This is a genomic window from Herbaspirillum chlorophenolicum (assembly GCF_001189955.1).
Lineage (GTDB): Bacteria > Pseudomonadota > Gammaproteobacteria > Burkholderiales > Burkholderiaceae_D > Herbaspirillum > Herbaspirillum chlorophenolicum.
This window is the reverse complement of sequence record NZ_LFLT01000033.1, coordinates 1-23,565: the sequence shown is the minus strand read 5'-3', so window position 1 is coordinate 23,565 and position 23,565 is coordinate 1. Positions and strand designations below refer to the sequence as shown.

The 23,565-nt window shown below is 63.4% G+C and carries 18 protein-coding genes; 6 read left to right on the top strand and 12 right to left on the bottom strand.

The genetic code is table 11. The features are described 5' to 3' along the window. Window positions 1-30 precede the first annotated feature (30 nt). Window positions 31-297: a BrnT family toxin gene (locus tag AKL28_RS17730; protein WP_050469484.1), complete on the top strand. Its 267-nt coding sequence runs from the start codon at window positions 31-33 to the stop codon at window positions 295-297. Next, window positions 284-574 (top strand): BrnA antitoxin family protein, encoded by a 291-nt coding sequence (locus tag AKL28_RS17725; RefSeq protein WP_050469483.1) that lies wholly within the window; start codon window positions 284-286, stop codon window positions 572-574. The genes AKL28_RS17730 and AKL28_RS17725 overlap by 14 nt, the downstream gene beginning before the upstream one ends. 175 nt (window positions 575-749) lie before the next feature. Here AKL28_RS17725 and AKL28_RS17720 read toward each other — a convergent pair whose 3' ends face one another. The 3 genes from AKL28_RS17720 to AKL28_RS17710 all read right to left on the bottom strand — a co-directional run bounded on the left by AKL28_RS17720 (window position 750) and on the right by AKL28_RS17710 (window position 4,155). Further along, window positions 750-1,736 (bottom strand): magnesium and cobalt transport protein CorA, encoded by a 987-nt coding sequence (locus AKL28_RS17720; RefSeq protein ID WP_050469482.1) that lies wholly within the window; start codon window positions 1,734-1,736, stop codon window positions 750-752. A gap of 85 nt (window positions 1,737-1,821) precedes the next feature. Beyond that, window positions 1,822-2,718 carry a DMT family transporter gene (locus tag AKL28_RS17715; protein WP_050469481.1) on the bottom strand — a complete coding sequence of 299 codons (897 nt, stop codon included), beginning with the start codon at window positions 2,716-2,718 and terminating at the stop codon, window positions 1,822-1,824. A 33-nt stretch (window positions 2,719-2,751) separates the two neighbouring features. After that, a complete protein-coding gene (locus AKL28_RS17710) occupies window positions 2,752-4,155 on the bottom strand; it encodes a DHA2 family efflux MFS transporter permease subunit (protein WP_050469480.1) in 1,404 nt (467 codons plus the stop codon). Window positions 4,156-4,292: 137 nt separating this feature from the next. Here AKL28_RS17710 and pabB point away from each other — a divergent pair, with 137 nt between their 5' ends. Then, window positions 4,293-6,137 (top strand): aminodeoxychorismate synthase component I, encoded by a 1,845-nt coding sequence (gene pabB / locus AKL28_RS17705; protein ID WP_050469479.1) that lies wholly within the window; start codon window positions 4,293-4,295, stop codon window positions 6,135-6,137. A 98-nt stretch (window positions 6,138-6,235) separates the two neighbouring features. Here the strand turns inward: pabB and AKL28_RS17700 are convergent, their stop codons facing one another. The 5 genes from AKL28_RS17700 to AKL28_RS17680 all read right to left on the bottom strand — a co-directional run bounded on the left by AKL28_RS17700 (window position 6,236) and on the right by AKL28_RS17680 (window position 16,847). Beyond that, window positions 6,236-7,768, bottom strand: coding sequence for an efflux transporter outer membrane subunit (locus AKL28_RS17700; RefSeq protein WP_050469498.1), 1,533 nt, complete (start codon window positions 7,766-7,768; stop codon window positions 6,236-6,238). A 23-nt stretch (window positions 7,769-7,791) separates the two neighbouring features. Further along, window positions 7,792-11,031: an efflux RND transporter permease subunit gene (locus AKL28_RS17695; RefSeq protein ID WP_050469478.1), complete on the bottom strand. Its 3,240-nt coding sequence runs from the start codon at window positions 11,029-11,031 to the stop codon at window positions 7,792-7,794. Window positions 11,032-11,043: 12 nt separating this feature from the next. After that, a complete protein-coding gene (locus tag AKL28_RS17690) occupies window positions 11,044-14,187 on the bottom strand; it encodes an MdtB/MuxB family multidrug efflux RND transporter permease subunit (RefSeq protein WP_050469477.1) in 3,144 nt (1,047 codons plus the stop codon). A gap of 9 nt (window positions 14,188-14,196) precedes the next feature. Then, complete coding sequence (locus AKL28_RS17685) at window positions 14,197-15,846, bottom strand: MdtA/MuxA family multidrug efflux RND transporter periplasmic adaptor subunit (RefSeq protein WP_050469476.1); 1,650 nt, start codon at window positions 15,844-15,846, stop codon at window positions 14,197-14,199. Window positions 15,847-16,310: 464 nt separating this feature from the next. After that, a complete protein-coding gene (locus AKL28_RS17680; protein ID WP_050469475.1) occupies window positions 16,311-16,847 on the bottom strand; it encodes a Spy/CpxP family protein refolding chaperone in 537 nt (178 codons plus the stop codon). Between the two features lie 209 nt (window positions 16,848-17,056). Between AKL28_RS17680 and AKL28_RS17675 the strand changes: the two genes are divergently transcribed. Both AKL28_RS17675 and AKL28_RS17670 read left to right on the top strand, forming a co-directional pair. Then, window positions 17,057-17,794: a response regulator gene (locus tag AKL28_RS17675; protein ID WP_197091065.1), complete on the top strand. Its 738-nt coding sequence runs from the start codon at window positions 17,057-17,059 to the stop codon at window positions 17,792-17,794. Then, the gene (locus AKL28_RS17670) at window positions 17,791-19,179 is read left to right on the top strand and encodes an ATP-binding protein (RefSeq protein WP_050469473.1); all 1,389 of its coding nucleotides are present in this window, start codon (window positions 17,791-17,793) and stop codon (window positions 19,177-19,179) included. Before AKL28_RS17675 ends, AKL28_RS17670 begins: the two co-directional genes overlap by 4 nt. Before the next feature lie 103 nt (window positions 19,180-19,282). Here the strand turns inward: AKL28_RS17670 and trpS are convergent, their stop codons facing one another. Beyond that, on the bottom strand, window positions 19,283-20,320 hold the full coding sequence (gene trpS / locus AKL28_RS17665; RefSeq protein ID WP_050469472.1) for a tryptophan--tRNA ligase: 1,038 nt from the start codon (window positions 20,318-20,320) through the stop codon (window positions 19,283-19,285). A 131-nt stretch (window positions 20,321-20,451) separates the two neighbouring features. Between trpS and AKL28_RS24555 the strand changes: the two genes are divergently transcribed. Continuing rightward, a complete protein-coding gene (locus AKL28_RS24555) occupies window positions 20,452-20,649 on the top strand; it encodes a hypothetical protein (RefSeq protein ID WP_156226391.1) in 198 nt (65 codons plus the stop codon). Here the strand turns inward: AKL28_RS24555 and AKL28_RS17660 are convergent. The 3 genes from AKL28_RS17660 to fumC all read right to left on the bottom strand — a co-directional run bounded on the left by AKL28_RS17660 (window position 20,622) and on the right by fumC (window position 23,414). Then, the gene (locus AKL28_RS17660; protein ID WP_050469471.1) at window positions 20,622-21,182 is read right to left on the bottom strand and encodes a glycine zipper family protein; all 561 of its coding nucleotides are present in this window, start codon (window positions 21,180-21,182) and stop codon (window positions 20,622-20,624) included. The two genes, AKL28_RS24555 and AKL28_RS17660, sit on opposite strands and share 28 nt — an antisense overlap. Window positions 21,183-21,260: 78 nt before the next feature. Beyond that, complete coding sequence (locus AKL28_RS17655; protein ID WP_050469470.1) at window positions 21,261-21,581, bottom strand: hypothetical protein; 321 nt, start codon at window positions 21,579-21,581, stop codon at window positions 21,261-21,263. A 444-nt stretch (window positions 21,582-22,025) separates the two neighbouring features. Further along, window positions 22,026-23,414 carry a class II fumarate hydratase gene (fumC, locus tag AKL28_RS17650; RefSeq protein WP_050469469.1) on the bottom strand — a complete coding sequence of 463 codons (1,389 nt, stop codon included), beginning with the start codon at window positions 23,412-23,414 and terminating at the stop codon, window positions 22,026-22,028. Between the last annotated feature and the right edge of the window lie 151 nt (window positions 23,415-23,565).

Sequence of the window (23,565 nt, the reverse complement as noted above, 5' to 3'; positions counted from 1 at the left end):
CAGCACAAAATTTATGTAGTTACAATTAATATGGAAATCACATTCGATTCCGCCAAAAATGCCATCAACTTCGAAAAGCACGGCATCTCACTCGCCGATGCCGTTCAAATCGACTGGGACACGGCGTTCGTCACTCTGGACAATCGGCGCGATTACGGCGAACAGCGTGAAGTCGCTATTGCCTACCTCGGAACGCGACTCTATGTTGTCGTATATATGGATCGTGAAAACACCCGGTGCATCATCAGCTTACGCAAGGCGAACAAAAGGGAGATTCAACACTATGCCCAAACTTAAACTAGGAACGATTCTGCCGGATGAAAAAGAAGATGCCGCCATTACGGCCGCTGCGCTATCCGATCCCGATGCCCAGCCGCTGACCAACGAGCAACTTGCCAACCTGCGGCCGGCGCGTGGTCGCGGTCGTCCCGCCGGAAGCGGCACTAAAGTACAAGTGACGATGCGCTTCGACGAGGATATCGTGGAAGCCTTCAAGCGGGACGGTGATGGATGGCAAAGCCGCATGAATGGAGCATTACGCCAATGGCTCGTCGAGCATCAGCACGCTAAGTAAAGCGTCTCCAATTCCGCCCAGTTAGACCACAACTGCCTGACTCGTTGCTCTGATGAAAGTCAGGACCCAGTGGCTTTAGCAGCGTATCGATGAGCGCTGAACGACGCGGGGCCCTGACTCTCGTCAGGGCGACGGTGATCATTGTCAGCTTAACTGAGCGGCATTGCCCCTTTTTTTACAACCACCCCGCCCTGCGCAACCTGCGCCACAGCAACGAACAACAGGTAACGATACCGCCCAGCACCAGCGGAAAGCTCCACTGCCAGCTCAGGCCCGGCATGTTGGCGAAGTTCATGCCGTACAGGCTGAACACCATGGTCGGAATGGCCAGAATCGCACCCCAGCCGGCCAGGGTCTGCACGATCTCGTTCTGGTGGATGGTCACCTGGGCCAGGTTGATCTGGACTGCGGACTCCACCATTTCACGCAAGCGGTCGCCGGTGTCGATGAAGCGCACTACGTGGTCGTAGATGTCGCGGAAGTAGGCCTTGCCTTCCTTAGTGATCAGGCTTTCATGAAACCGCAGCAACTGGGTGCAGACGTCCAGCAGCGGCGAAGCCGCCGAACGCAGGCGGATCAGCTGGCGCTTCAACTGATACAGCTCCTGCAGGTAAGCCTTGCCGGTATTGGCCGTGGGGTCGAACAACTGGGCCTCGTATTGGCTGAACTTGGCTTCCAGGTCATCCATGATGGGGCGATAGTTGTCGACCACGAAGTCCATGATCGAATACAGCACGAAGCTGGGGCCGCGCACCAGGCGCTCGGGCAGCATCTCGCAATGCTCGCGCACCTTGGCATAACTGCGCGAAGCCCCGTGGCGCACCGTGATCACGAAGCGCGGGCCGGTCATGATGTGGGTCTCGCCGAACTGCACCTCGCCGCCGCTCAACTGGGCGGTATGCAGCACCACGAACAGCGTGTCGCCGTATTCCTCGATCTTGGGGCGCTGGTGCGCGGCGTAGGCGTCCTCCACTGCCAGCTCGTGCAGGCAGAATTCTTCCTTGATCTTGTTCATCAGCTCGACGTTGGGTTCGAGCAGCCCGAGCCAGACAAAGGTGTCCTCTTCTTTCAGCACCTCGCTGATGTCGTCGAGGACGATCTCGCGCAGTTTTTTGCCTTTCTTGTAGACCGTGCAGTTAACGATCATGTCGGCGTCGATCATGTCCAAGCTCCTGTTTTTATCGCTGTCGCCCCGCAGGGTGCCACGTCTTCATTGTGATTGGCAACGCCTGCCGCAAGGCGCCGCTTCAACCGGCCCTGGCACGGCCGGGCAGGCGTTGCTTCAATATCTGCGCCATCAGCACGCCGGCCAGGGTGATGCCGCCGCCGATGGCGTGGTAGCCGTGCAAGTCCTCGCCCAATGCCAGCACCGCGATGGCGACGGTAAAAATGGGCATCAGGTTCACAAACACGGAGCAATGGCTGGCCCCCAGATGGCTCACGCCCTTCATCCACAGGAACTGCGAAACGATGGAAGCGGCAATGCCGGCATACAGCAGGAGAGGCAGGTTATCCGCAGTCAACGGCGAATGGTGGCCGAAGACGAAACCGGGAAACAGCAGCACCACCGCCATCAGCACCTGCATGTACAGCAATTGCCAGGTACGCAGCGGCAAGGCCCAGCGGCGCAGCATCACGCCGTACAAGCCATAGGAGATGGTTGCCAGCAGCATCAGCAGGTCGCCCATGACTACCCCCTGGTCGAACAGCGCCAGCGGATGGCCGCGGCCAATCAGCACCGCCAGGCCGAACAGCGACAAGACACCGCCGGCGACCGTGCCCACAGTGGGCGGCTCCGACAGCAACTGGATGCTCAGCAACAAGGTCAACAACGGCATCAGCGAAGCGATGATGCCCATGCTGGTGGCCGAGGAAGTAGCGGCGGCGAAATATGCCAGGCTCTGGAACAGCACCATGCCCAGCAGCGCCAGCACCAGGATCTTGCCCAAGTGTGGCTTGATCTGCGCACGCGCATCCCAGGTCGATTTGGCCAGGAACGGCGACATCAGTACGGCGGCCAGTACCCAGCGGTAAAAGGAAATGTCTTCCGGCGCAATCACGCCGGCCGACATCTTGCTGATGACGGTATTGCCCGCCCATATCAGCACCGCCCCCAGGGGGAACCAGACATATTTAAGTTGCATGCGTACTTTCCAGAGCGTGTTATGTGCTGCTATTCAAGCCGACTTGGTTTTCACGCGGCCCGACATCTCCGCGCCGGCATTGGGCGACAGGCGGCGCAACATCAGGATCGACAGCGACGCCACGGCGCCGACCACGAGGAAGGCCGGCCAGAAGTCGGAAGCAACCAGCGTGGCGTGGCCCTGCAATTCATTGGAAGCCTGCAGCGCAAAGCCGGCCAGCACCACGCCCATGCCGATCGACAGCTGTTGCGCCACGCTGGCCATGCTGGTGGCCTGGCTCAGGCGCGGATTGTCGACGTCTGCATAAGAGATCGCGTTCAGGCTGGTGAATTGCAGCGAGCGGAAGCAACCGCCTATCAGCAGCACCAGCATCATCACGATGTAAGGCGTCTGCGGGGTGAACAAGGCGATCGCCCACAGGCTGAGGATGCCCAGCGAGCCGTTCACCACCAGCACGGTGCGAAAACCATAGCGCTCCAGGAAACGCGACGCGATGGTCTTCATGAACATGGCGCCGGCCGCCGTGGCGCAGGTCAGCAGCCCCGAGTGGAAAGGCGTATAGCCGAAGCCGAGCTGCAGCATCAGCGGCAGCAAAAAGGGAATCGCGCCGATGCCGATGCGGTAGAGCGAACCGCCGAATACCCCCGCCTGCAGGGTCGGGATCTTCAGCAATGTCAGGTCGATCAGCGGCGCGGCGGCACAGCGCGCATGCCACACATAGGCGGCCAAAAACAGTACGCCCAGCACCACGCAGGCAAGCGAGACTTCGCCCGAAACCAGATGACGTCCGGCAGTGGACAGCCCCATCATCAGCAGCGAGCAACCCAGCGCCGACAGCACGAAACCGGGCCAGTCCAGCGGCGACACCTGCTCGGCCTTGAGATCGGGGATAAAACGCGTAGCCAGGTAAAGGCCCAGGATACTGATGGGAATGTTGATGAAGAAAATCCAGCGCCAGTGGAAATAGGTGGTGATGAAGCCGCCCAGCGGCGGCCCCAGCACCGGCCCGAACAACGCGGGAATAGTCAGGTAGGACAAGGCCTTGACCAGGTTGACCTTCTCCACGCTGCGCAGGATCACCAGGCGCCCCACCGGCACCATCATGGCGCCGCCGATGCCCTGGAAGAAGCGCGCCGCGACGAACTGCGGCAACGTGGACGACACGCCGCACAGGATGGAGCCCAGCATGAAAACGCAGATCGCCGAACGGAAAATGGTGCGCGAACCGAAGCGGTCCGCCATCCAGCCGCTGATCGGGATGAACACCGCCAGGCTCACCAGGTAGGAAGTCAGGGCCAGTTTCAGCGAGATGGGGTCGACCGCCATGTCCAGCGCCAGCGCGGGCAGTGAAGTGGAGATCACGGTGGAATCCATTTGCTCCATGAACAGCGCGCAGGCGACGATCAGGGGAACAAGAAAGGTACGTGGGATGGCCATCGGTGATATTAGCAGTTTGACATGAAGAGGCCCGGCAGCAGCTGCCCGGCAAGCCGACAAGTATACCTTTTACGCTATGATGCTGCCGGACGCCGCCTCCATGCGCGGCGGACCCGCCGCTCTATCCGATTTTGCCCATGACCGCCTGCTTCGCCCTGCTCGACGACCACCTGGCCACGCCGGCCGAACCGCGCTCGCGCCTGTACACCGGCCATCTGCGCACGCTGGCCTGCGATGACGCCGCCGGCTTCCCGGCGCTGCTGGAGGAGATGCAGCAGGCGCTGGCCGACGGGCAACACGCCTTGGCCCTGTGGAATTACGAACTGGGCGCCGCCATGCAAGGGCTGCCGCACCGGCATGCCGGCGGCCCCTTCGCCAAAATCATGCTGTTCGCCCACTGCGACCGCCTCAGCGCCGCCGATGCCGACCAATGGCTGGCACGGCAGGAAGAAGCCGCGCCGGCCGGCATCGCCGATGTCACCCCCAGCGTCAGCGAAACGGAATTCAGCGCCGCCATCGCGCGTATCCACGACTACATCGCCGCCGGCGACACCTACCAGGTCAATTACACCTATCGCCTGCATTTCGATGCGTATGGCGACCCGCTGGAGCTCTACCGCAAGCTGCGCGCACGCCAGCCGGTGCCTTATGGCGCGCTGGTGTGCTGTGAAGACGGCAGCGCCGTGCTGTCGTTCTCCCCGGAGCTGTTCGTCGCCCATGCCGGCGGCATGCTCAAGGCCAAACCGATGAAGGGAACGGCGCCGGCAGCGCCTACCGCCGATGCGGACGCCGACGCCATCAACGCGCGCCGTGCGCTGGCGCTGGCCACGGATGAAAAAAACCGTGCCGAAAACCTGATGATCGTCGACCTCCTGCGCAACGACCTTGGCCGTATTGCCATACCCGGCTCGGTGCAAGTGCCTCACCTGTTCGACGTGCGGCGCTACGGCCAGGTGCTGCAGATGACTTCGACCATCCACGCCCGCCTGCGCGCGGACGCCACACTGGCCAACGCCATCGCCGCGCTCTATCCCTGCGGTTCGATCACCGGCGCCCCCAAGCGCCACACCATGGAAATCATCGACGAGCTGGAAAGCACGCCACGCGGACTCTATACCGGCGCCATCGGCTGGTTTGAAGCCCCGCGAGCAGGTGGGCATGCGGTCGGCGACTTTTGCCTGTCGGTACCGATCCGCACGCTGGAACTGCAAGCGCCAACCGGCGGATTGCGCCGCGGCGTGCTGGGCGTGGGCGCAGGCATCGTGCATGACAGCGATGCCGCATCCGAATACGCCGAATGCCAGCTGAAGGCCAGTTTCTTGACCGGCCTCGGCCATGAATTCAGCCTGTTCGAAACCATGCACGCCACGCGCGAGGGATGCCGGCACCTGGATTTGCACCTGCGGCGCCTGCGCACCTCTGCGGCAGCCTTCGGCTTTGCCTTCGATGAAGCGGCGATCCATGCCGCGCTGGAAAAAACCTGCACCGCATTCGACGGCCCGGGGGCATACCGCATGCGGCTGGCGCTGGATGCGCAGGACCGCATCGCCATCCAGCATGCACCGCTCGCGCCACTGGGCGAACGCGTGAAAGTCTTCCTTGCTGCGGATGCCACCGATAGCGGCGATTTCTTCCTGCGCCATAAGAGCACGCGCCGCGCACGCTACGACGCGGCGTGGAAAGAAGCCGAACGGTGCGGCGGCTTCGACATGCTGTTCTTCAATGAAAAGGACGAGCTGACCGAAGGCGGACGCAGCAATGTCTTTGTGAAGCTGGATGGACGCTGGGTGACGCCGCCGCTGGAGGCGGGTGTGCTGCCGGGAGTAATGCGTTCGGTGCTGCTGGCCGATCCGGCGTGGGATGCCGTCGAACGTCCGGTCAGCCGCGAGGAATTGATGCGGGCCGCGGAAATCGTAGTGTGCAATGCATTGCGCGGAGCAGTTAACGCTGAACTGGGATGGCCATCTTCCTCGTCGACCTGACGAAAATCAGGACCCAGCGGCGTTCAGCGCGCACCTCAAACCACTAAACGACACCGGGCCCCGGCATTCGCTTGGACGACGGATATTTCCCGCCGAACTCAACGCAACGCCGCGTTGTCCTTCAACCCCTTCGCCTTGGCCTCGCTCTGCTCCGCCAGCGGCGCCAGATCCGCCAGGCTGTTCTCATCCCAGCCTCCGCCCAGGGCGGTAGCCAGCAATACGCTGGCTGCCATGCGACGGTTCAGGATATCCAGCGCGGAACGCTCGGCAGACAGTGCCGTGGCCTGCGCGGTGACCACGTTCACATAGCTGACGGTACCGGCCCTGTACTGGTTGAGGACCAGCGTCACTGCCTGACGGGCCGATTGCACGGCTTCGTCCTGCACCACCGCCTCCTGCTCCAGAATCCGCAGCGCCGCCAAGTTGTCTTCGACGCTCTGGAAGGCGGTCAGCACAGTCTGCTTGTATTGGGCCACCGTGCCGTCATATGAAGCGATGGCCTGGGCGGTGGCGGCGCGGCGCGCACCGCCGTCGAAGATGTTCTGCGCCAGTTGCGGGCCGAGCGACCATACGCGTCCCGGCAGCGAGAACCAGTCGGCGAAGCTCGAGTTTTGGTAACCGCCGGAAGCCGACAGTGTCAGGCTGGGGAAATACGCCGCCTTGGCCACGCCGATATTGGCATTGGCTGCCGCCACACGCCGCTCGGCGGCCGCCACGTCGGGCCGGCGCTCCAGCAGCATCGACGGCACGCCCTGCGGGATAGGCGGCGGCGCCGCTGTCAGCGGCGCCTTGGGCAACGAGAAAGTGGACGGCGTCTTGCCGACCAGCAGCGCGATGGCGTGCTCAAGCTGCGCGCGCGACACGCCGTTATCCAGGGCCTGCGCCTGGGCCGACTTCAACTGGGTCTGGGCCTGGATCACGTCCGACTTGGCGGCCACGCCGGCGGCATACTGGTTGAGCGTGAGCTGGTAGGAACGCTGGTAAGCGTCGACGGTATCGTCGAACAGCTTTTGCTCGGCATCCAGCACGCGCAGTTGCAGGTAATTCTGTGCCAATGCGGCCTGGGCCGACAGGCGCGCTGCGGCAAGATCGGCCGCGCTGGCCTGGGCGCTGGCCTCGCTGGCCTCGACGCTGCGCCGCACCTTGCCCCAGATATCGGCTTCCCATGAAGCGTTGAGCGCGAAGGCATACGAATTACGCACACCGGCGCTGCCGGACGAAGAGGAGGACGTGGAGGAACTGCCGGAACGCGAACGCGTGGCCGATGCGGAAGCATCCAGCGTCGGCGAGTAAGCGGCACGCGAACTCTGCACCAATGCCAGGGCACTGCGGAAATTGGCCTCGGCCAGCGCCAGGTTCTGGTTGGAAATATCAACCTGCGCCACCAGCGCATTGAGTTGCGTATCGCCGAACATTTCCCACCACTTGCCGTCGGCCGTCAGCTCGCGCGGCTGGGCCGGCTTCCAGTTCTGGCCTTCCTTGAAGACGGCCGGCGCCTCATCCATTTGCGGACGCACATAGTCGGGCCCGACCGAGCAGGCTGCCAGTGCGAAGGTAGCGACCAGCGCCAGCAGCAGCGGCTTGACAGCCGGAGGCAGTTGACGGGCGGCGTTGCGTTGTTGCGGTTTCATGCTTTTCTCCATGGCGGCAGCGTTCATGCCGCCGAGGTTTCGGTCTGTTTTTTATTGCGGCCGAAGCGGCGCTCACCCCAGGCGCGCAGGCGTTCCATGTACAGGTAGACCACCGGCGTGGTGTAGAGCGTGAGCAACTGGCTCACCACCAGGCCGCCGACAATCGAAATGCCCAGCGGCTGGCGCAGCTCGGCGCCGTCGCCATGGCCGATCGCCAGCGGGATCGCCCCCAGGAGCGCGGCCATGGTGGTCATCATGATCGGGCGGAAACGCAGCTTGCAGGCCTCGAAGATGGCGTCGCGCGCGGACATGCCGCGGTTGCGTTCGGCATCCAGCGCGAAGTCGATCATCATGATCGCGTTCTTCTTGACGATACCGATCAGCAGGATCACGCCGATCAGCGCGATCAGGCTGAAATCGGTGCCCGTCAACATCAGCGCCAGCAAGGCGCCCACGCCGGCCGACGGCAAGGTGGAGAGGATGGTGATCGGGTGGATCAGGCTTTCATACAGGATGCCCAGCACGATGTACACCGCCAGCAATGCCGTCAGGATCAGGAAAGGCTGGCTCGACATCGAGGACTGGAAGGCATTGGCGGTGCCGGAGAAGGAACCATGCACATCGGTCGGCACCCCCAGCGTAGCCATTGCGCGCTCGATGGCTTCGGTGGCCTGCGACAGCGAAACGCCCTCGGCCAGGTTGAACGACAGCGTGGAGGCGACGAACTGCCCCTCGTGGTTCACCGCCAGCGCCGTGTTGGTCGGCGCGAAGCTGGCGAAAGCCGCCAGCGGGATCTGGGTGGACGCCGCAGTCGAGATAGTCTGCGCCAGGCCGGTGTTGGCGTTGAGTTTGCCCGCGGCCGACAGCGCCGGCGGCGTCGACAGCGTCGAAGTGGTCGGCGACAGGTTGCTTGAACCGGCCAGGCTGACATAGGTATCGCGCAGGATCTCCGGGCTTTGCCAGTATTGCGGCGCCGCCTCCATCACCACATGGTATTGGTTCATGCCGCTGTAGATGGTCGAGATCTGGCGCTGACCGAACAGGTCCGACAGCGTCGAGTCGATCAGCTGCGGCGTCACGCCGGCGCGCATGGCCGTCTCGCGGTCGATGGTCAGCGAGGTCTGCAGCCCCTTGTCCTGCTGGTCGGTGCTGACGTCCTCCAGCTCCTTCAGGTTGGAAAAGGCCAGGCGGATCTTGGGCTCCCAGACGCGCAGCAGGTTGAGGTCGTCGGACTTCAGGGTGTATTCGTACTGCGAATCGCTCTGGCGCGCCCCGACGCGGATATCCTGCACCGGCACCAGGAACAGGCTGGCGCCGGCCACGTGGGCCAGCTTCATGCGCAGCCGCCCGATCACGCGGTCGGCCGATATCTTGCGCTCGGACAGCGGCTTCAAGGTCACGAACATGCTGCCGCCGTTACGCCGCTGGCCGCCGGTGAAGGCCACCACGTCGGCCACGGCCGGGTCTGCCTTGACGATCTCGATGAACTCGTTCAACTTGACCTTCATCGCCTGGAAGGAAATCGCCTGGTCGCCGCGAATGCCGCCCACCAGGCGGCCGGTGTCCTGCTGCGGGAAGAAGCCCTTGGGAATGGCCTTGTAGAGATAGACGTTCAGAGCGACGGTCGCCAACAAAATCAGCATCATCAGGGGCGCCGCGCGCAAGGCCCAGGCCAGGGAACGCTCATAGCCCAGCAGCATGTCGTTGAAGATGTGCTCGGTCTGGCTCACGATCTTCTGCAGCAGCGGATGGCGGCGCTGGCGCCTTTCTTCGTCCAGACGCGGATCGTGGCGCAACAGCGCCGCGCACATCATCGGCGTGGTGGTCAGCGACACCACCAGCGACACCAGGATGGCGACCGACAGCGTGATCGCGAACTCGCGGAACAGGCGGCCGACGATGCCTTCCATCAGCAGGATGGGAATGAACACGGCGATCAGCGAGAGGCTCATCGACAGCACCGTGAAACCGACTTCCCTCGCCCCCAGCATGGCGGCCTTGACCGGCTTCATGCCGGCTTCGATATGGCGCGAAATGTTTTCCAGCACCACAATGGCGTCATCCACCACGAAACCGGTGGCAATCGTCAGCGCCATCAGCGACAGGTTGTCCAGGCTGAAACCGGCCAGGTACATGATGCCGAAGGTGCCGATCAGCGACACCGGCACCGCCACCGCCGGGATCAGCGTGGCGCGTACATTGCGCAGGAACAGGAATACCACCATGATCACCAGCGCTACCGACAGGATCAGGGTGAATTCGGTCTCCTTGAGCGAAGCGCGGATGGTCGGCGTGCGGTCCATCACCACCTTCATGTCGATGGCGGCGGGGATCGACGCCTGCAACTGCGGCAGCAATTCCTTGACGGTGTCGACGGTGTCGATGATGTTGGCGCCGGGCTGGCGGTTGACGATCACCAGCACCGACGGCTTGCCGTTGGAAGAGCCGGCGTTGCGCACATCGGCCACCGAGTCGCGCACCTCGGCCACATCGCGCACGCGCACCGGCGTGCCGTTGCGGTAGGACACGATCAGCGGCGCATATTCGGCGGCGGTCTTGGCCTGGTCGTTGGCGTAGATCTGCCAGTTGCGCTCACCATCTTCCAGGATGCCCTTGGGCCGATTGGCGTTGGTGGCGGCCACCGCCGTGCGCACGTCGGCGCTGCCGATGCCGTACTTGTTGAGCGCCGTCGGGTTCAGCTCGATGCGCACCGCCGGCTGCGAACTGCCGCCCACGCTGACCTGCCCCACCCCGCGTACCTGCGACAGCTTCTGCGCCACGATACTGTCGGCGGCGTCGTACATCTGGCCCTGGGTCATGGTGTCCGAGGTCATCGCCAGGATCATGATCGGGGCGTCGGCCGGGTTCACCTTGCGGTAGGTCGGATTGCTCGGCATGCCGGTAGGCAGCAGGTTGCGCGCCGCGTTGAGCGCCGCCTGCACGTCGCGCGCGGCGCCGTCAATGTCGCGGTTGAGGTCGAACTGCAGCGTGATGCGGGTCGAGTTCTGCGAGCTGCTGGAGGTCATCTCGGTCACGCCCGCGATCGAGCCCATGGCCCGCTCCAGCGGCGTGGCCACGGTGGCGGCCATGGTTTCCGGGCTGGCGCCGGGCATCGAGGCCGAGATCGAGATGGTCGGGTAATCCACCTGCGGCAACGGCGACACCGGCAGCAGGCGGAACGCCACCATGCCCGATAGCGCGATGCCTATCGTCAGCAAGGTCGTGGCGATGGGCCGCTGGATGAAAGGAAGCGAGATGTTCATGGCGTCCCGGATTTACACTGCCGGCGGCAGCGATGGCGCCTTGCCGTCGTGGTCGTCGTCATGGCCGGGCTCCTTCTGGCCGAAACGCTTGCGCATGCGGCGCGCCAGGCTGTCGAAACCGAGGTAGATCACCGGCGTGGTGAACAGGGTCAGCACCTGCGACACCAGCAAACCGCCCACCATGGTGATACCCAGCGGTTGGCGCAGCTCGGAGCCGACGCCGGTGCCCAGCATCAGCGGCAGCGCGCCCAGCAAGGCAGCCATGGTAGTCATCAGGATCGGGCGGAAACGCAGCAGGCAAGCCTGGTAGATCGCCTCGCGCGGGCTCTTGCCCTCGTGCCGCTCGGCTTCCAGCGCGAAGTCGATCATCATGATGGCGTTCTTCTTGACGATACCGATCAGCAGGATGATGCCGATGATGCCGATGATGCCCAGGTCGGTACGCGAAATCATCAGCGACAGCAGCGCGCCCACACCGGCCGACGGCAGCGTCGAGAGAATGGTGATCGGGTGGATGTAGCTTTCATACAGCACGCCCAGCACGATATACATGGTCACCACCGCCGCCAGGATCAGCCACAGCGTATTGGACAGCGAAGCCTGGAAAGCCAGTGCCGCGCCCTGGAAATTGGTCACGGTAGAGCTCGGCATGCCGATTTCAGCCTCGGCCGCCTTGATCGCCTTGACTGCATCGCCCAGCGCGGCGCCCTGCGCCAGGTTGAACGAGATGGTCGCGGCCGGGAACTGGCCGATATGGTTGACCACCAGCGGCGCGGTTTGCTCGGTGACGGTGGCGATCGAGGACAGCGGCACCTGGTTACCGGCCGACGTCACGAGATAAATGCTGTCCAGCGCCGACGGGCCGAGCTGGAATTCAGGCTTGACCTCCATCACCACGCGATACTGGTTCGATTGCGTGTAGATCGTGGAAATGAGGCGCTGGCCGAAAGCGTTGTACAGGGCGTTGTCGATGGCGGCGGTAGTGATGCCCAGGCGCGACGCCGCATCGCGGTCGATCTCGACGTAGGCTTGCAAGCCCTTGTCCTGCAGGTTGGTGGCGACATCGGCCAGTTCGGGCACCTTTTGCAGCCGCTCGATCAGTTTGGGTACCCAGGTGCTGAGTTCATCGGGATCGGCGTCTTCCAGCGTGAACTGGTATTGCGTGCGCGATACGCTGTCTTCAATGGTCAGGTCCTGCACCGGCTGCATGTAGAGCGTCACTCCCGGCACCTGCTTGGCCAGCGTGGGCTGCAGGCGGCGGATCACATCGGCGGCGGAAACGTCGCGCTCCTCGTGCGGCTTCAGGTTGATCAGCATGCGGCCGCTGTTCAAGGTGGCATTGGTGCCATCCACGCCGATGAAGGACGACAGGCTATCCACCGCCGGGTCTTCCAGCACGACCTTGGCCAGGGCTTGCTGCTTCTCGCCCATGGCACCGAAAGACACCGATTGCGAGGCTTCGGAAATGCCCTGGATCACCCCGGTATCCTGCAGCGGGAAAAAGCCCTTGGGGATGAACACATACAGCAGGACCGTCAGCGCCAGCGTGCCGACGGCGACCAGCAGCGTCAGGCGCTGGCGGTTCAGCACCCATTCCAGCATCACGCCGTAGCGCGCGATCACGCGGTCGAAGAACAGCTGGCTCTTGTGGTAGAACCAGCCCTGCTCCTGTTCCGGCACGTGGCGCAACAGGCGCGCGCACATCATGGGCGTGAGCGTGAGCGAGACCACCGCCGAGATCAGGATCGACACCGCCAGCGTAACGGCGAATTCGTGGAACAGCCGCCCCACCACGTCGCCCATGAACAGCAGCGGGATCAGCACCGCGATCAGCGAGAAGGTCAGGGAGATGATGGTGAAGCCGATCTGCTCGGCGCCCTTCAGGGCCGCCTGCATGGGCTTCATGCCCTCTTCGATGTAGCGCGAGATGTTCTCGATCATCACGATGGCGTCATCGACCACGAAGCCGGTGGCAATCGTGAGCGCCATCAGCGTCAGGTTGTTGATCGAGAAGCCGACGATGTACATCACCGCAAAGGTGCCCACCAGCGACAGCGGCACCGCCACGCTGGGGATGATGGTGGCCGGCACATTGCGCAGGAAGACGAAAATCACCATCACCACCAGCATGACCGACAGCAGCAGCTCGAACTTCACGTCCGACACCGAAGCGCGGATGGTGGTGGTGCGGTCGGTCAGGATCTGCACGTCGATCGAACCGGGCAGGTTGGCTTCGAGCTGCGGCAGGATATTCTTGATGCTGTCGACCACCGCGATCACGTTGGCGCCGGGCTGGCGCTGGATGTTGACGATCACCGCCGGCTGTGCGTTGGCCCAGGCGCCCAGGCGCACGTTCTCGGCGCCATCGATCACGTCGGCGATGTCCGAAACACGGATCGGCGCACCGTTCTTGTAGGCGATGATCAGGTTGCGATACTCGTCGGCCGAACGCAGCTGGTCGTTGGCGTCGATGGTGGAAGCGCGCGTGGGACCGTCGAAGCTGCCCTTGGCCTGGTTGACGTTGGCATTGCCGATGGCGGTGCGGATGTCATCCAGGTTCAGTCCCAGTGCGGCAACAGCGCGCGGGTTCAACTGCATGCGCACCGCCGGGCGCTGGCCGCCCGAGAGGGTAACCAGGCCGACCCCGGAGAGCTGCGAAATCTTTTGCGCCAGGCGGGTGTCGATCAGGTCCTGCACCTTGGGCAACGGCATGGTCTTGGAGGTGACCGCCAATGTCAGGATCGGCGTGTCGGCCGGATTGACCTTGCTGTAGACCGGCGGCATCGGCAGGTCGGACGGCAACAGGTTGCTGCCGGCATTGATCGCCGCCTGCACTTCCTGCTCGGCGATGTCGAGGTTGAGGTCGAGGTTGAACTGCAGCGTGATGACCGAAGCGCCGCCCGAACTGGTGGACGACATCTGCTTCAAGCCGGGCATCTGGCCGAACTGGCGCTCCAGCGGCGCGGTGACCGATGACGTCATCACGTCCGGGCTGGCGCCGGGATAGAGCGTGGTGACCTGGATGGTCGGGTAATCGACTTCAGGCAAGGCCGACAGCGGCAATTGCCGGTAGGCGACGATGCCCACCAGCAGGATCGCCAGCATCAACAAGGATGTGGCGACCGGCCGCAGGATGAACTGGCGGGATGGATTCATGCGAACGCCTTATTTGCTGCCGTTATTGCCATTGCCTGCATTGCTGCCGCTGCTGCCATTGCTGCCATTACCGCCGGCGGCTTCGCGCTGGCGGCGCAACTCCATCATTTTCTGGCGACGCTGGTCTTCGGGCAGTTTCTTGATCTCTTCGCCGAACTCACCGGCGTCGATGCGCTTGTTGATCTCGGCCCAGCGTTTCTGGCGCTCTTCTGCCGACATCTCGCCTTGCCCGCCCTGCTGGCCGGCAGCCGCGTTGCCGGATGGCTGGGCATTCGGCTGGCCTGCCGGCGCAGCTTGCCCCGGCTGGGCGTTCTGGCCCTGGTTACGCTTGCCATGGCGGCGCGCGTTCGGGTTTTCGGTAGTCAGCTTGTTGGTCGGGTCGTCCGCGCTGCCGCGCATCACGGCTTCCACCTTGGCGCCTTCGCGCAGGCGGTCGATGCCGTCGATCACCACGGTCTCGCCGGCCACCACGCCATCGGTGATCGCCGTCACGTCGCCCTGTACCGCACCGGTCTTGATCTGGCGCACGGTGACGGTGTTGTCGTCCTTGACCACGTAGACGAACATGCCCTTGGAGCCGCGCTGGATCGCCGCGCTGGGGATCACGGTGGCGCCGTCTTCCGTGCTGAGCAGCAACCGGATATTGACGAACTGGCTGGGGAACAGCGCGTAGTCGGTATTGGGGAACTGCGCCTTCAGCTTGACCGTACCGGTGGTGGCGTCGACCAGGTTATCGATGGTCAACAGCACGCCGTCGGCGAGCTTTTTCTTCTGCTCACGGTCCCAGGCTTCGGTGGGCAGCTTGCGGCCGCTTTGCAATTGGCGCAGCACGCTGGGGATATTGTCTTCCGGAATGCTGAAGATGGCGGTAATCGGCTGCAGCTGGGTGATGATCACCAGGCCGTTGGTATCGCTAGTGGTGATGTTATTGCCGATGTCGGCCTGCTTCAAGCCGAGGCGGCCGCTGATAGGCGCCGTCACGCGTGTGAACGACAATTGCAGCTTGGCGCTGGCCAGCGCACCTTCGTCGGTCTTGACCGTGCCTTCATATTGCTTGACCAGCGAGGCTTGCGTGTCGACCTGCTGGCTGGCGATGGAGTCCTGCGCCAGCAGGGTCTGGTAGCGCTTCAAATCCAGCCGGGCGGAATTGAGCAAGGCGCGGTCGCGCGCAAGCTGGCCTTCGGCCTGGGTCACCGCCACCTGGAAAGTACGCGGGTCGATGTCGGCCAGCATGTCGCCGGCCTTGACCAGTTGCCCTTCCTTGTAATGCAGCTTGAGCAGTTGGCCATCCACGCGGGCGCGCACGGTTGCCGTGGCGGTCGGCGTCACCGAACCCAGGCCATTGAGATAGATATCGACGTTCTGCACCTTCGCCTTGGCCACGCCCACCGGCATGGTCTGGTTGGCGCCAACGCCGCCGCCATTACGCGGCCCGCCCGGCCCCGGACGTGCGCTGGGGCTCATCCCCATGGCAGCCATTTGCGCCGCATCGGCCTTCTTCTTGACCCAGTACTTGTAGCCTCCGCCGGCGACGATCGCCAACACGATGATCCAGAACCACCAGCGCCGCAGGATGCTGCCTCGGGTTGGTGGCCGGCTGCCTTGCGGCGGGGTCGGGTTGGAAGGAGATTGCTGCCCGGAATTTGCTGTGTTTGTCATGTGATGAAAACCAACCTACTGATCGCGGAGGAAAGTCCCGACCGGAGCACCCGTCCAGGCACTCCGGCGTGGAACGCATTGCACACCTGTTGATGAAATGCGCCCCAGTCGCAAAGGACACGGGATGAGGGCCTGGCCACGCCCGGCCTGGCCCTCATCCGGTGTACTCCGCTGCGGCATATGCGCCGCCACGAACCGGACAAAATATTGCACTAAAGACAATGCGCTAGCATATCACCCGCTGCCATGCACAGTCGTTGCGGGTGGCTCGCAGTGTACCCAGCAAACGGCCGGCGCGCCACGGCAACAGACGTCAAAATACCCGTTAAATGCTTGGCTGGAAGCTGACATGCAAAAGCCTTGCGGCGCCAACCGCAAGGCTTTTGCTGGGATAACCGGCCCGGCGAACATCCCGGGCGCGGCTACCTGGCTTCAGGCTGCCCTGCAGCACTGCACGACCTGCCTCACTTGGCGGCCGGTGCAGTTGCGTCAGGCGCCGGCTTGCCGCGATGCGACGAGTCCTTGTGGTCATGGCGCATGCGTTCAAAACGATGGCGTTCCATCTTGGCGAACTCGGCGTCGAAGGTTTTTTGCTGTTCCGGCGCCAAGGTGGCGTAGAACTCCTTGGTGGCTGCAACGCGTTGTTCGGCGAAGGCTTCACGCTTGCGCATGAACTCCAGTCGCTTGTCCAGGCGTTCAGGCGTGGTCAGCTTGGCGAACTCTTCCTTGCTCGGACGTGCGGCCGGATCGAATGGGGCCGGCTTGGTCTTGTCCAGGAACAGTTTCCAGGACGCTTCCTGGGAAGCGGTAATCTTCAGCTTGTCGTGCAGCTCGGCCTGGCGCTTGGCGCGCATCTGCTCGAACTTGGCGATTTGCTCGGCGCTGGGAGCTCGGCCGTGCGGGCCTCCCGGCGGCGGGACCTGGGCGAATGCCGCCACGGTCACTGCGCTGATGCTCACTGCGGCGATGCCGGCCAGGATGCGGGTCTTGAAATTCGACATGATTTACTCCTTTGTGATGTCGTGCTGTCTTTGCACGGTTCCCATTAAACCGGCCGCGTGTATCGCCAATTTTTCCCTTGTGCCGCCATTTGTATCGTTTTGTATATGGGGAGGCCTGTGAAGTATCGTTTTATGTCGGCGCCAACCCTTGTTAAGAGGCGATACAAATCAGCCTGTTCGGGCTTAACAACTTCGGCATAATGCGATTCATGGATACAAATACTCACATCCTCATCGTCGACGATGACCGCGACATCCGCACCCTGCTGGCCGAATACCTGGACAGCAACGGCCTGCGCACACTGACCGCCACCAATGGCGCCGAAATGCGCAAGACGCTGGAGGAGTCCCGGGTTGACCTGATCGTGCTCGACCTGACACTGCCCGGCGAAGACGGGCTGACCCTGTGCCGCAACCTGCGCGCCACGTCGAACGTCCCGGTGATCATGCTGACCGCGCGCGGCGAACCGCTGGACCGCATCCTGGGTCTGGAGATGGGCGCCGACGACTACCTGGCCAAACCCTTCGAGCCGCGCGAGCTGTTTGCGCGCATACGCAGCGTCCTGCGCCGCACGCAGGCGCTGCCGCCCAACATGGCGCAGCCGGATGCGGCGGCCATGCGCTTTGCCAACTGGACGCTGGACCTGACCGCACGCCATCTGGTGAACCGGGATGGTGTCGTAGTGGCGCTGTCGGGCGCCGAGTTCCGCCTGCTGAAGGTATTCCTGGACCATCCCAACCGCGTGCTCAACCGCGACCAGTTGCTGGAGCTGACCCAGGGCCGCGAGTCCGACCCGTTCGACCGTTCGGTGGATATCCAGATCAGCCGCCTGCGCCAGAAGCTGGGCGACGATGCCCGCACGCCGGTGATCATCAAGACCGTGCGCAACGAAGGCTACGTGCTGGCTACGACCGTGACGGCGGAAAGCGCGGGCCGCGCGTCATGAAGGATTTTGCAGGCTCCATCGGCAACCGCATCTTTGTACTGCTGCTGGCCGGTATCGTGGTGGCCATCGTCGCCACCACCTGGCTGGCGTCCAACGAACGCAAGAGCTCGCTGCGCGAACTGCGCTTCCAGCACCTGGCCGAACGCATCGAGCAGATCGTGCAGGCGGTCGATAACATTCCGGCCAACCAGCGCCCCATCGTGCTGCAAGCTGCCGCCAATTTCGGTTTCGAAGCGAAAATGGTGGACGACATGAATGACGCCGTCGGCGTCAATGCCAGCACCAGCCCCCTGATCGACATCCTGCAAACGCGGCTGGGCAGCGAGCGCAAGATTGCCGTGCAGCGCGAGACCGAATGCGCCTCGCCGCGCCGCGAAGATGGCCGGGCCGAAGCGCCGCGCCGGGAAACCTGCCGCGTGGTCTACGTCAGCCTGCACGACCAGTCGCTGATGCGCCTGCGCCTGCACCAGCCGGGCGAACCGCCGATCATGCGCGGCCGCGGCGGCCAGGGTGGCCCGTATGGACTGCAGTACATCGCGCTGTTCCTGATCCTGATCGCCCTCCTGGCCTACCTGGTGGCGAGCATGGCGACCCGCCCGATCCGCAAGCTGGCGCAGGCGGCGGCCGAACTGGGGCGCGACATCGACCATCCGCCGCTGCCGGAAACCGGCCCTACCGAGATCCGCCAGGCAGCGCATGCCTTCAATGCGATGCAGGCGCGCATCCGGCGCCAGATCCAGCACCGCACCCATATGCTGGCCGCCATCACGCATGACTTGCAAACGCCGCTGACGCGCTTGCGCCTGCGGCTGGAAAAGGTGACCGACAAGGAACTGCAGCAACGGCTGATCGACGATCTTGCCGTCATGCACGGCATGGTGCGCGAAGGACTGGACCTGGCGCGCAGCATGGACTCGTCGGAAAAGATACAGGCGCTGGATATCGACTCGCTGCTCGACAGCGTTTGCGCCGACGCCGCCGATGCCGGGCAGGACGTGACGCTGCAAGGCAGCACCCGCGCCTTCGTCATGGCCCAGCCGGGCGCCCTGCGCCGCTGCCTGACCAACCTGCTCGACAATGCCTGCAAATACGGCCAACTGGCGCGCGTCAGCATTGCATTGGAGCAGCAGCGTGTGGCGATCCGCATTCGAGACCAGGGTCCCGGCATTCCGGAGGCGGAACTGGAATCGGTGTTCGATCCCTTTTACCGTCTGGAGGTTTCGCGCTCGCGCGACACCGGCGGCACCGGCCTGGGACTGACGATTGCGCTCAATATCGCCGAGAACCACCATGGGCAGGTGACGCTGCGCAATTTGCCGGAAGGTGGATTGGAAGTGTTGCTGGTGTTGCCTGTGATGCAGGCGGGGAAGGCGCGCGCGGGTTAAGCGGTTTGTACACTGTACGGCGCTGGGCCCCTGCTTTCGCAGGGGCGACGGGGCTTGATTTTTCAGTGACTTGTCGTCCCGGCCCAGCGCTATTCGCGGCGCATCAGCCGAAGTAGTTCAGACCCAGCGCGGCATTGACTTCCGACATGGTCTGCGCCGCCACCGCGCTGGCGCGCTCGGTCCCGCGCTTCAGCATGGCCAGCACTTCGCCGCGGTCCTTGGCGTAATGTTCGCGGCGGGTGCGGATCGGCTCCAGCATTTCTTGCAGGATGCTTTCCAGTCGGCGCTTGACCACGCTGTCGCCCAGGCCGCCGCGGGTGTAGTGCGCCTTCAGTTCTTCCACTGCGGCACGGTCGGGATCGAAAGCATCCAGGAAGGTGAACACCACGTTGCCCTCGACCTGGCCCGGATCGTCCACGCGCAGGTGGTTGGGGTCGGTGTACATGCGGTGCACGGCCTGCTTGATTTCAGCGGGCGTGGCGCCCAGCGCGATGGCGTTGCCCAGCGATTTGCTCATCTTGGCCTTGCCGTCGATGCCCGGCAGGCGCGCCGTTTCGGACAACACTTCCTTGCACTCGACCAGCACTTCGCGCTCGACGGTGGCGTTGAATTTGCGCACCAGCTCGTTGGTCTGCTCGATCATGGGCAACTGGTCGCCGCCCACCGGCACCAGTTGGCCCTTGAAGGCAGTGATGTCGGCCGCCTGGCTGACCGGATAGGTCAGGAAACCGGCCGGAATGTCGCGCTCGAAGCCGCGCAGGCGGATCTCTTCCTTGATGGTGGGATTGCGCTCCAGGCGCGACACCGTCACCAGGTTCAGCAGCACCATCGACAGCTCATACAGTTCGCGCACCTGCGACTGGATGAAGATGGTCGATTTTTCCGGATCGATGCCCACGGCCAGGTAATCCAGCGCCACTTCCAGCACATTGTCGGTGACCTTCTGGTGGCGGCCGACGTTGTCGGTCATGGCCTGCGTATCGGCCAGCAGCAGGAATTGCTGGGCAGTCTCCTGCAGCGCCACGCGCGACTTGAGCGAACCGATGTAGTGGCCAAGGTGCAGCGGGCCGGTGGGGCGATCGCCGGTGAGGACGATGGGACGTACGGCTGGGGTGCTGGATACGGATGCGTTCGAAGACATGGACATTCCTGATCAAATCGATTATCTGGAATGCCGCCGGTCCCGAAGCGTAAACACAATGCCGCCGGAACCGGCGGCATCACATTGTCAAACTGTGTGAAAACGGGCCGCCTCGGTCAGGCGCGCCACCAATGCTGGATTTTCGCAAGTTGGATTCGGAAAAACATGGCAGCGAGTATAGCATTGCCGGCGCGCCATGTTGCGCCGCACCGGCCGCCCATGCCGAAAAAACGCCCATTCCTGATGCCCGGCAACAAAAAACCGCATCCGGGGATGCGGTTTCTCGAACAGCCTGGGTGGCTCAATATGCGCCCGGCGGCGGCCCGTAGTACGTCGGCGCAGGAGCGTAATATCCCGGAGGCGGTGGCGGCGCGTAATAGTAGCGGCGCGGATGATAAGTGTAGACGGTAGCCTGGCGCTGGGTCTCGACCTGGTTGCCCTTGCTGTACATGCACTGGGTGTAGGTCATGTCGTAGCGCTGCTGCATCGAATAGTTGCCGCCAGCGGCCGCATTGCTGCCCGCGGCGCTGCCGACCAGGAGGCCGCCGCCGGCACCGATGGCAGCACCGGCGCCGGCATTGCCCGACGCCGCGCCCACCAACGCACCGGCCACGGCGCCGATCGCAGTGCCCACGGCCGCGCTGTTGACCGCATTGTTCTGGGTCTGCTGCGCCTGGCCGCCAATGGCTTCCTGCGCGTATTGCTGGCACTGCATCTGGTCAGCACGGAACTGTTCATAGCTCTTGTCCTTGCCGGGCATGGCCATGACCGAAGGACCGGTCGGTACGCTGACGCAACCGCCGAGCGCCAGCAAGGCGCCGATCGCGGTGACCGCTGTGGCTGTCTTGTAGATGGGTTTCACGATATGTCCTCGATATTTCCTATGCCGCCACCGGCGGCGTGGTGCTGCAATCTTCAGCCTGGATACGCGGCGCGGTTATTACGGCGGCCCTCCCGAGGTACCAGGCGTGTTGGGCACCACCCTCATCCAGTTGCTGGGGCAGCTCTGGACGTAAGGGTAGTAAGCCTTCGACTCCGGGCAGTAGTACCAGAAATCCTGGCGCGGCTGCTCGATATAGACCGGTGGCGGCGCGCGCTCGATGTAGACCGGCGGAGGATAGTAAACCGGGGGAGGCACCCATATCGGACCTCCGATCACCACGCCGCCATAAAAACGGGGATGCGCATAGGTCGCCGCGCTAGCCATCAGGCCGGCCACGGCAAGCACGCCACAAATTCCGATTGCCGCTAACTTTTTCATTTTTCGCCTCTGGGAACTACCCACATCCGGTCGCCCTTGCGGCCGGTCTCCTGTCGCGCCTTGCGGCGCTTGATGCTTCCACTTCGATTCTGCTTTACGGTTTTCCCGCGCACCGTGCGCGCCGGTCTTGCCCTGTTTTGCCTGCATGCAGCATTTCCCAAACCCCGGCGATCCCGCGCCGGGCCTGCCTGCAAGCGCATTGAGCGCATGAAAACAATATACGCCGCGCTCCGCCGGAAATCCTGAGTTGTTTCAATTCGTAACCCAAATCAATATTGCTATACATAAGGCTGCGAAGCCTTTGCAATCAGGGTCTGGGGATGGTCGATGCAAGGATGGAGAACAGGATGGCAACGCTTGGACGCATACGGGTTCTAAAAAGGAAGCGGGGCATGGACGCCGCCGTCCATGCCCCGCTCATACCCTGCCTGTCGGGCTGGAAGATCAGCCCGGACGGGTCATCTCTTCCGGCTTGATCCACTCGGCGAATTGCTGCTCGGTCACATAGCCCAGCGCCAAAGCGGCTTCCTTGAGGGTAGTGCCGTCGTGGTGGGCCTGCTTGGCGATCTTCGCAGCCTTGTCGTAGCCGATGTGCGGCGCCAGCGCTGTCACCAGCATCAGGGAACGCTCCATCAGGTCGGCAATGCGTTCGCGGTTGGCTTCGATGCCGCGCGCGCAGTGCTCCTCGAAGCTGGCCATGCCGTCGGCCAGGAGACGTACGCTTTGCAGGAAGTTATGGATGATCACCGGCTTGAAGACGTTGAGCTCGAAGTTGCCGGATGCGCCGCCGATATTGAGCGCGACATCGTTGCCGAACACCTGGGCGCATAGCATGGTCAGCGCTTCGCACTGGGTCGGGTTGACCTTGCCCGGCATGATGGAGCTGCCTGGTTCGTTTTCCGGGATAGTGATTTCACCCAGGCCCGAACGCGGACCGGAAGCCAGCCAGCGTACGTCGTTGGCGATCTTCATCAACGACGCCGCCAGTGTTTTCAGGCCGCCGTGGGATGCCACCAACGCATCATGCCCGGCCAGCGCCGCGAACTTGTTGGGTGCGGTCTTGAACGGGAAGCCAAAGTGCTTGGCCAGTTCCGCTGCCACGCGCTCGCCGAATTCGGGATGGGCGTTCAGGCCGGTACCCACCGCGGTGCCCCCGGCAGCCAGCTCGGACACGCCGTTGAGTGTGGCGATGATGGCCGCTTCGGCATGCTCCAACTGGGCGACATAACCGGAGAATTCCTGTCCCAGCGTCAGCGGGGTGGCATCCTGCAAGTGGGTGCGGCCGATCTTGACCACATCGGCGAATTTGACGGATTTTTCTTCCAGAGTGGCACGCAGCTTGTGCAGCGAGGGAATCAGGTGCGCCGCCATGGCCATGCAGGCGGCGACGTGCATCGCAGTCGGGAAAATGTCGTTGGAGGACTGGCTGCGGTTGACATCGTCGTTGGGGTGGATCAGGCGCTCTTCGCCGCGCACGCCGCCCAGGATTTCGGAAGCGCGGTTGGCCAGCACTTCGTTCATGTTCATGTTGCTCTGGGTGCCGGAACCGGTCTGCCAGACCGACAGCGGGAATTCCAGCGGATGCTTGCCGGCAATGACTTCATCGGCAGCGGCGATGATGGCGTCCGCCTTCTTGCCATTGAGCTTGCCCAGGTCGCGGTTGACGCTGGCACAGGCGCGCTTGACTGCCGCCAGCGCCACGATCAGCTCCGCCGGCATGCGTTCGGTGGAAATGTGGAAGTGGTGCAGCGAACGTTCGGTCTGTGCGCCCCACAGCCTGTCGTCCGGGACTTCGATCAAGCCAAAGGTATCGCGCTCCATGCGATGTTTCATGATGCTTCTTCTCCGTAAGTATGGGAACCGTCCAGGCAAGAGGCGAAATGCAGACACGCGCCTCTTCCCGAAACAGGTTCCGAAGGCCGGGAACGGCCTGATAACCCCGTACGGCTCTGGCAAGAGCGTATTAGGTACTTTTCCAGGCCCC

Coding starts and splice junctions, on each gene's coding strand:
- AKL28_RS24555 (WP_156226391.1), top strand. CDS start 20,452: ATGCTGGATTTTCGCAAGTTGGATTCGGAAAAACATGGCAGCGAGTAT.
- AKL28_RS17720 (WP_050469482.1), bottom strand. CDS start 1,736: ATGATCGACGCCGACATGATCGTTAACTGCACGGTCTACAAGAAAGGC.
- pabB (WP_050469479.1), top strand. CDS start 4,293: ATGACCGCCTGCTTCGCCCTGCTCGACGACCACCTGGCCACGCCGGCC.
- AKL28_RS17680 (WP_050469475.1), bottom strand. CDS start 16,847: ATGTCGAATTTCAAGACCCGCATCCTGGCCGGCATCGCCGCAGTGAGC.
- AKL28_RS17715 (WP_050469481.1), bottom strand. CDS start 2,718: ATGCAACTTAAATATGTCTGGTTCCCCCTGGGGGCGGTGCTGATATGG.
- AKL28_RS17710 (WP_050469480.1), bottom strand. CDS start 4,155: ATGGCCATCCCACGTACCTTTCTTGTTCCCCTGATCGTCGCCTGCGCG.
- AKL28_RS17695 (WP_050469478.1), bottom strand. CDS start 11,031: ATGAACATCTCGCTTCCTTTCATCCAGCGGCCCATCGCCACGACCTTG.
- AKL28_RS17725 (WP_050469483.1), top strand. CDS start 284: ATGCCCAAACTTAAACTAGGAACGATTCTGCCGGATGAAAAAGAAGAT.
- AKL28_RS17670 (WP_050469473.1), top strand. CDS start 17,791: ATGAAGGATTTTGCAGGCTCCATCGGCAACCGCATCTTTGTACTGCTG.
- AKL28_RS17685 (WP_050469476.1), bottom strand. CDS start 15,846: ATGACAAACACAGCAAATTCCGGGCAGCAATCTCCTTCCAACCCGACC.
- AKL28_RS17655 (WP_050469470.1), bottom strand. CDS start 21,581: ATGAAAAAGTTAGCGGCAATCGGAATTTGTGGCGTGCTTGCCGTGGCC.
- trpS (WP_050469472.1), bottom strand. CDS start 20,320: ATGTCTTCGAACGCATCCGTATCCAGCACCCCAGCCGTACGTCCCATC.
- AKL28_RS17690 (WP_050469477.1), bottom strand. CDS start 14,187: ATGAATCCATCCCGCCAGTTCATCCTGCGGCCGGTCGCCACATCCTTG.
- AKL28_RS17675 (WP_197091065.1), top strand. CDS start 17,057: ATGGATACAAATACTCACATCCTCATCGTCGACGATGACCGCGACATC.
- fumC (WP_050469469.1), bottom strand. CDS start 23,414: ATGAAACATCGCATGGAGCGCGATACCTTTGGCTTGATCGAAGTCCCG.
- AKL28_RS17700 (WP_050469498.1), bottom strand. CDS start 7,768: ATGAAACCGCAACAACGCAACGCCGCCCGTCAACTGCCTCCGGCTGTC.
- AKL28_RS17730 (WP_050469484.1), top strand. CDS start 31: ATGGAAATCACATTCGATTCCGCCAAAAATGCCATCAACTTCGAAAAG.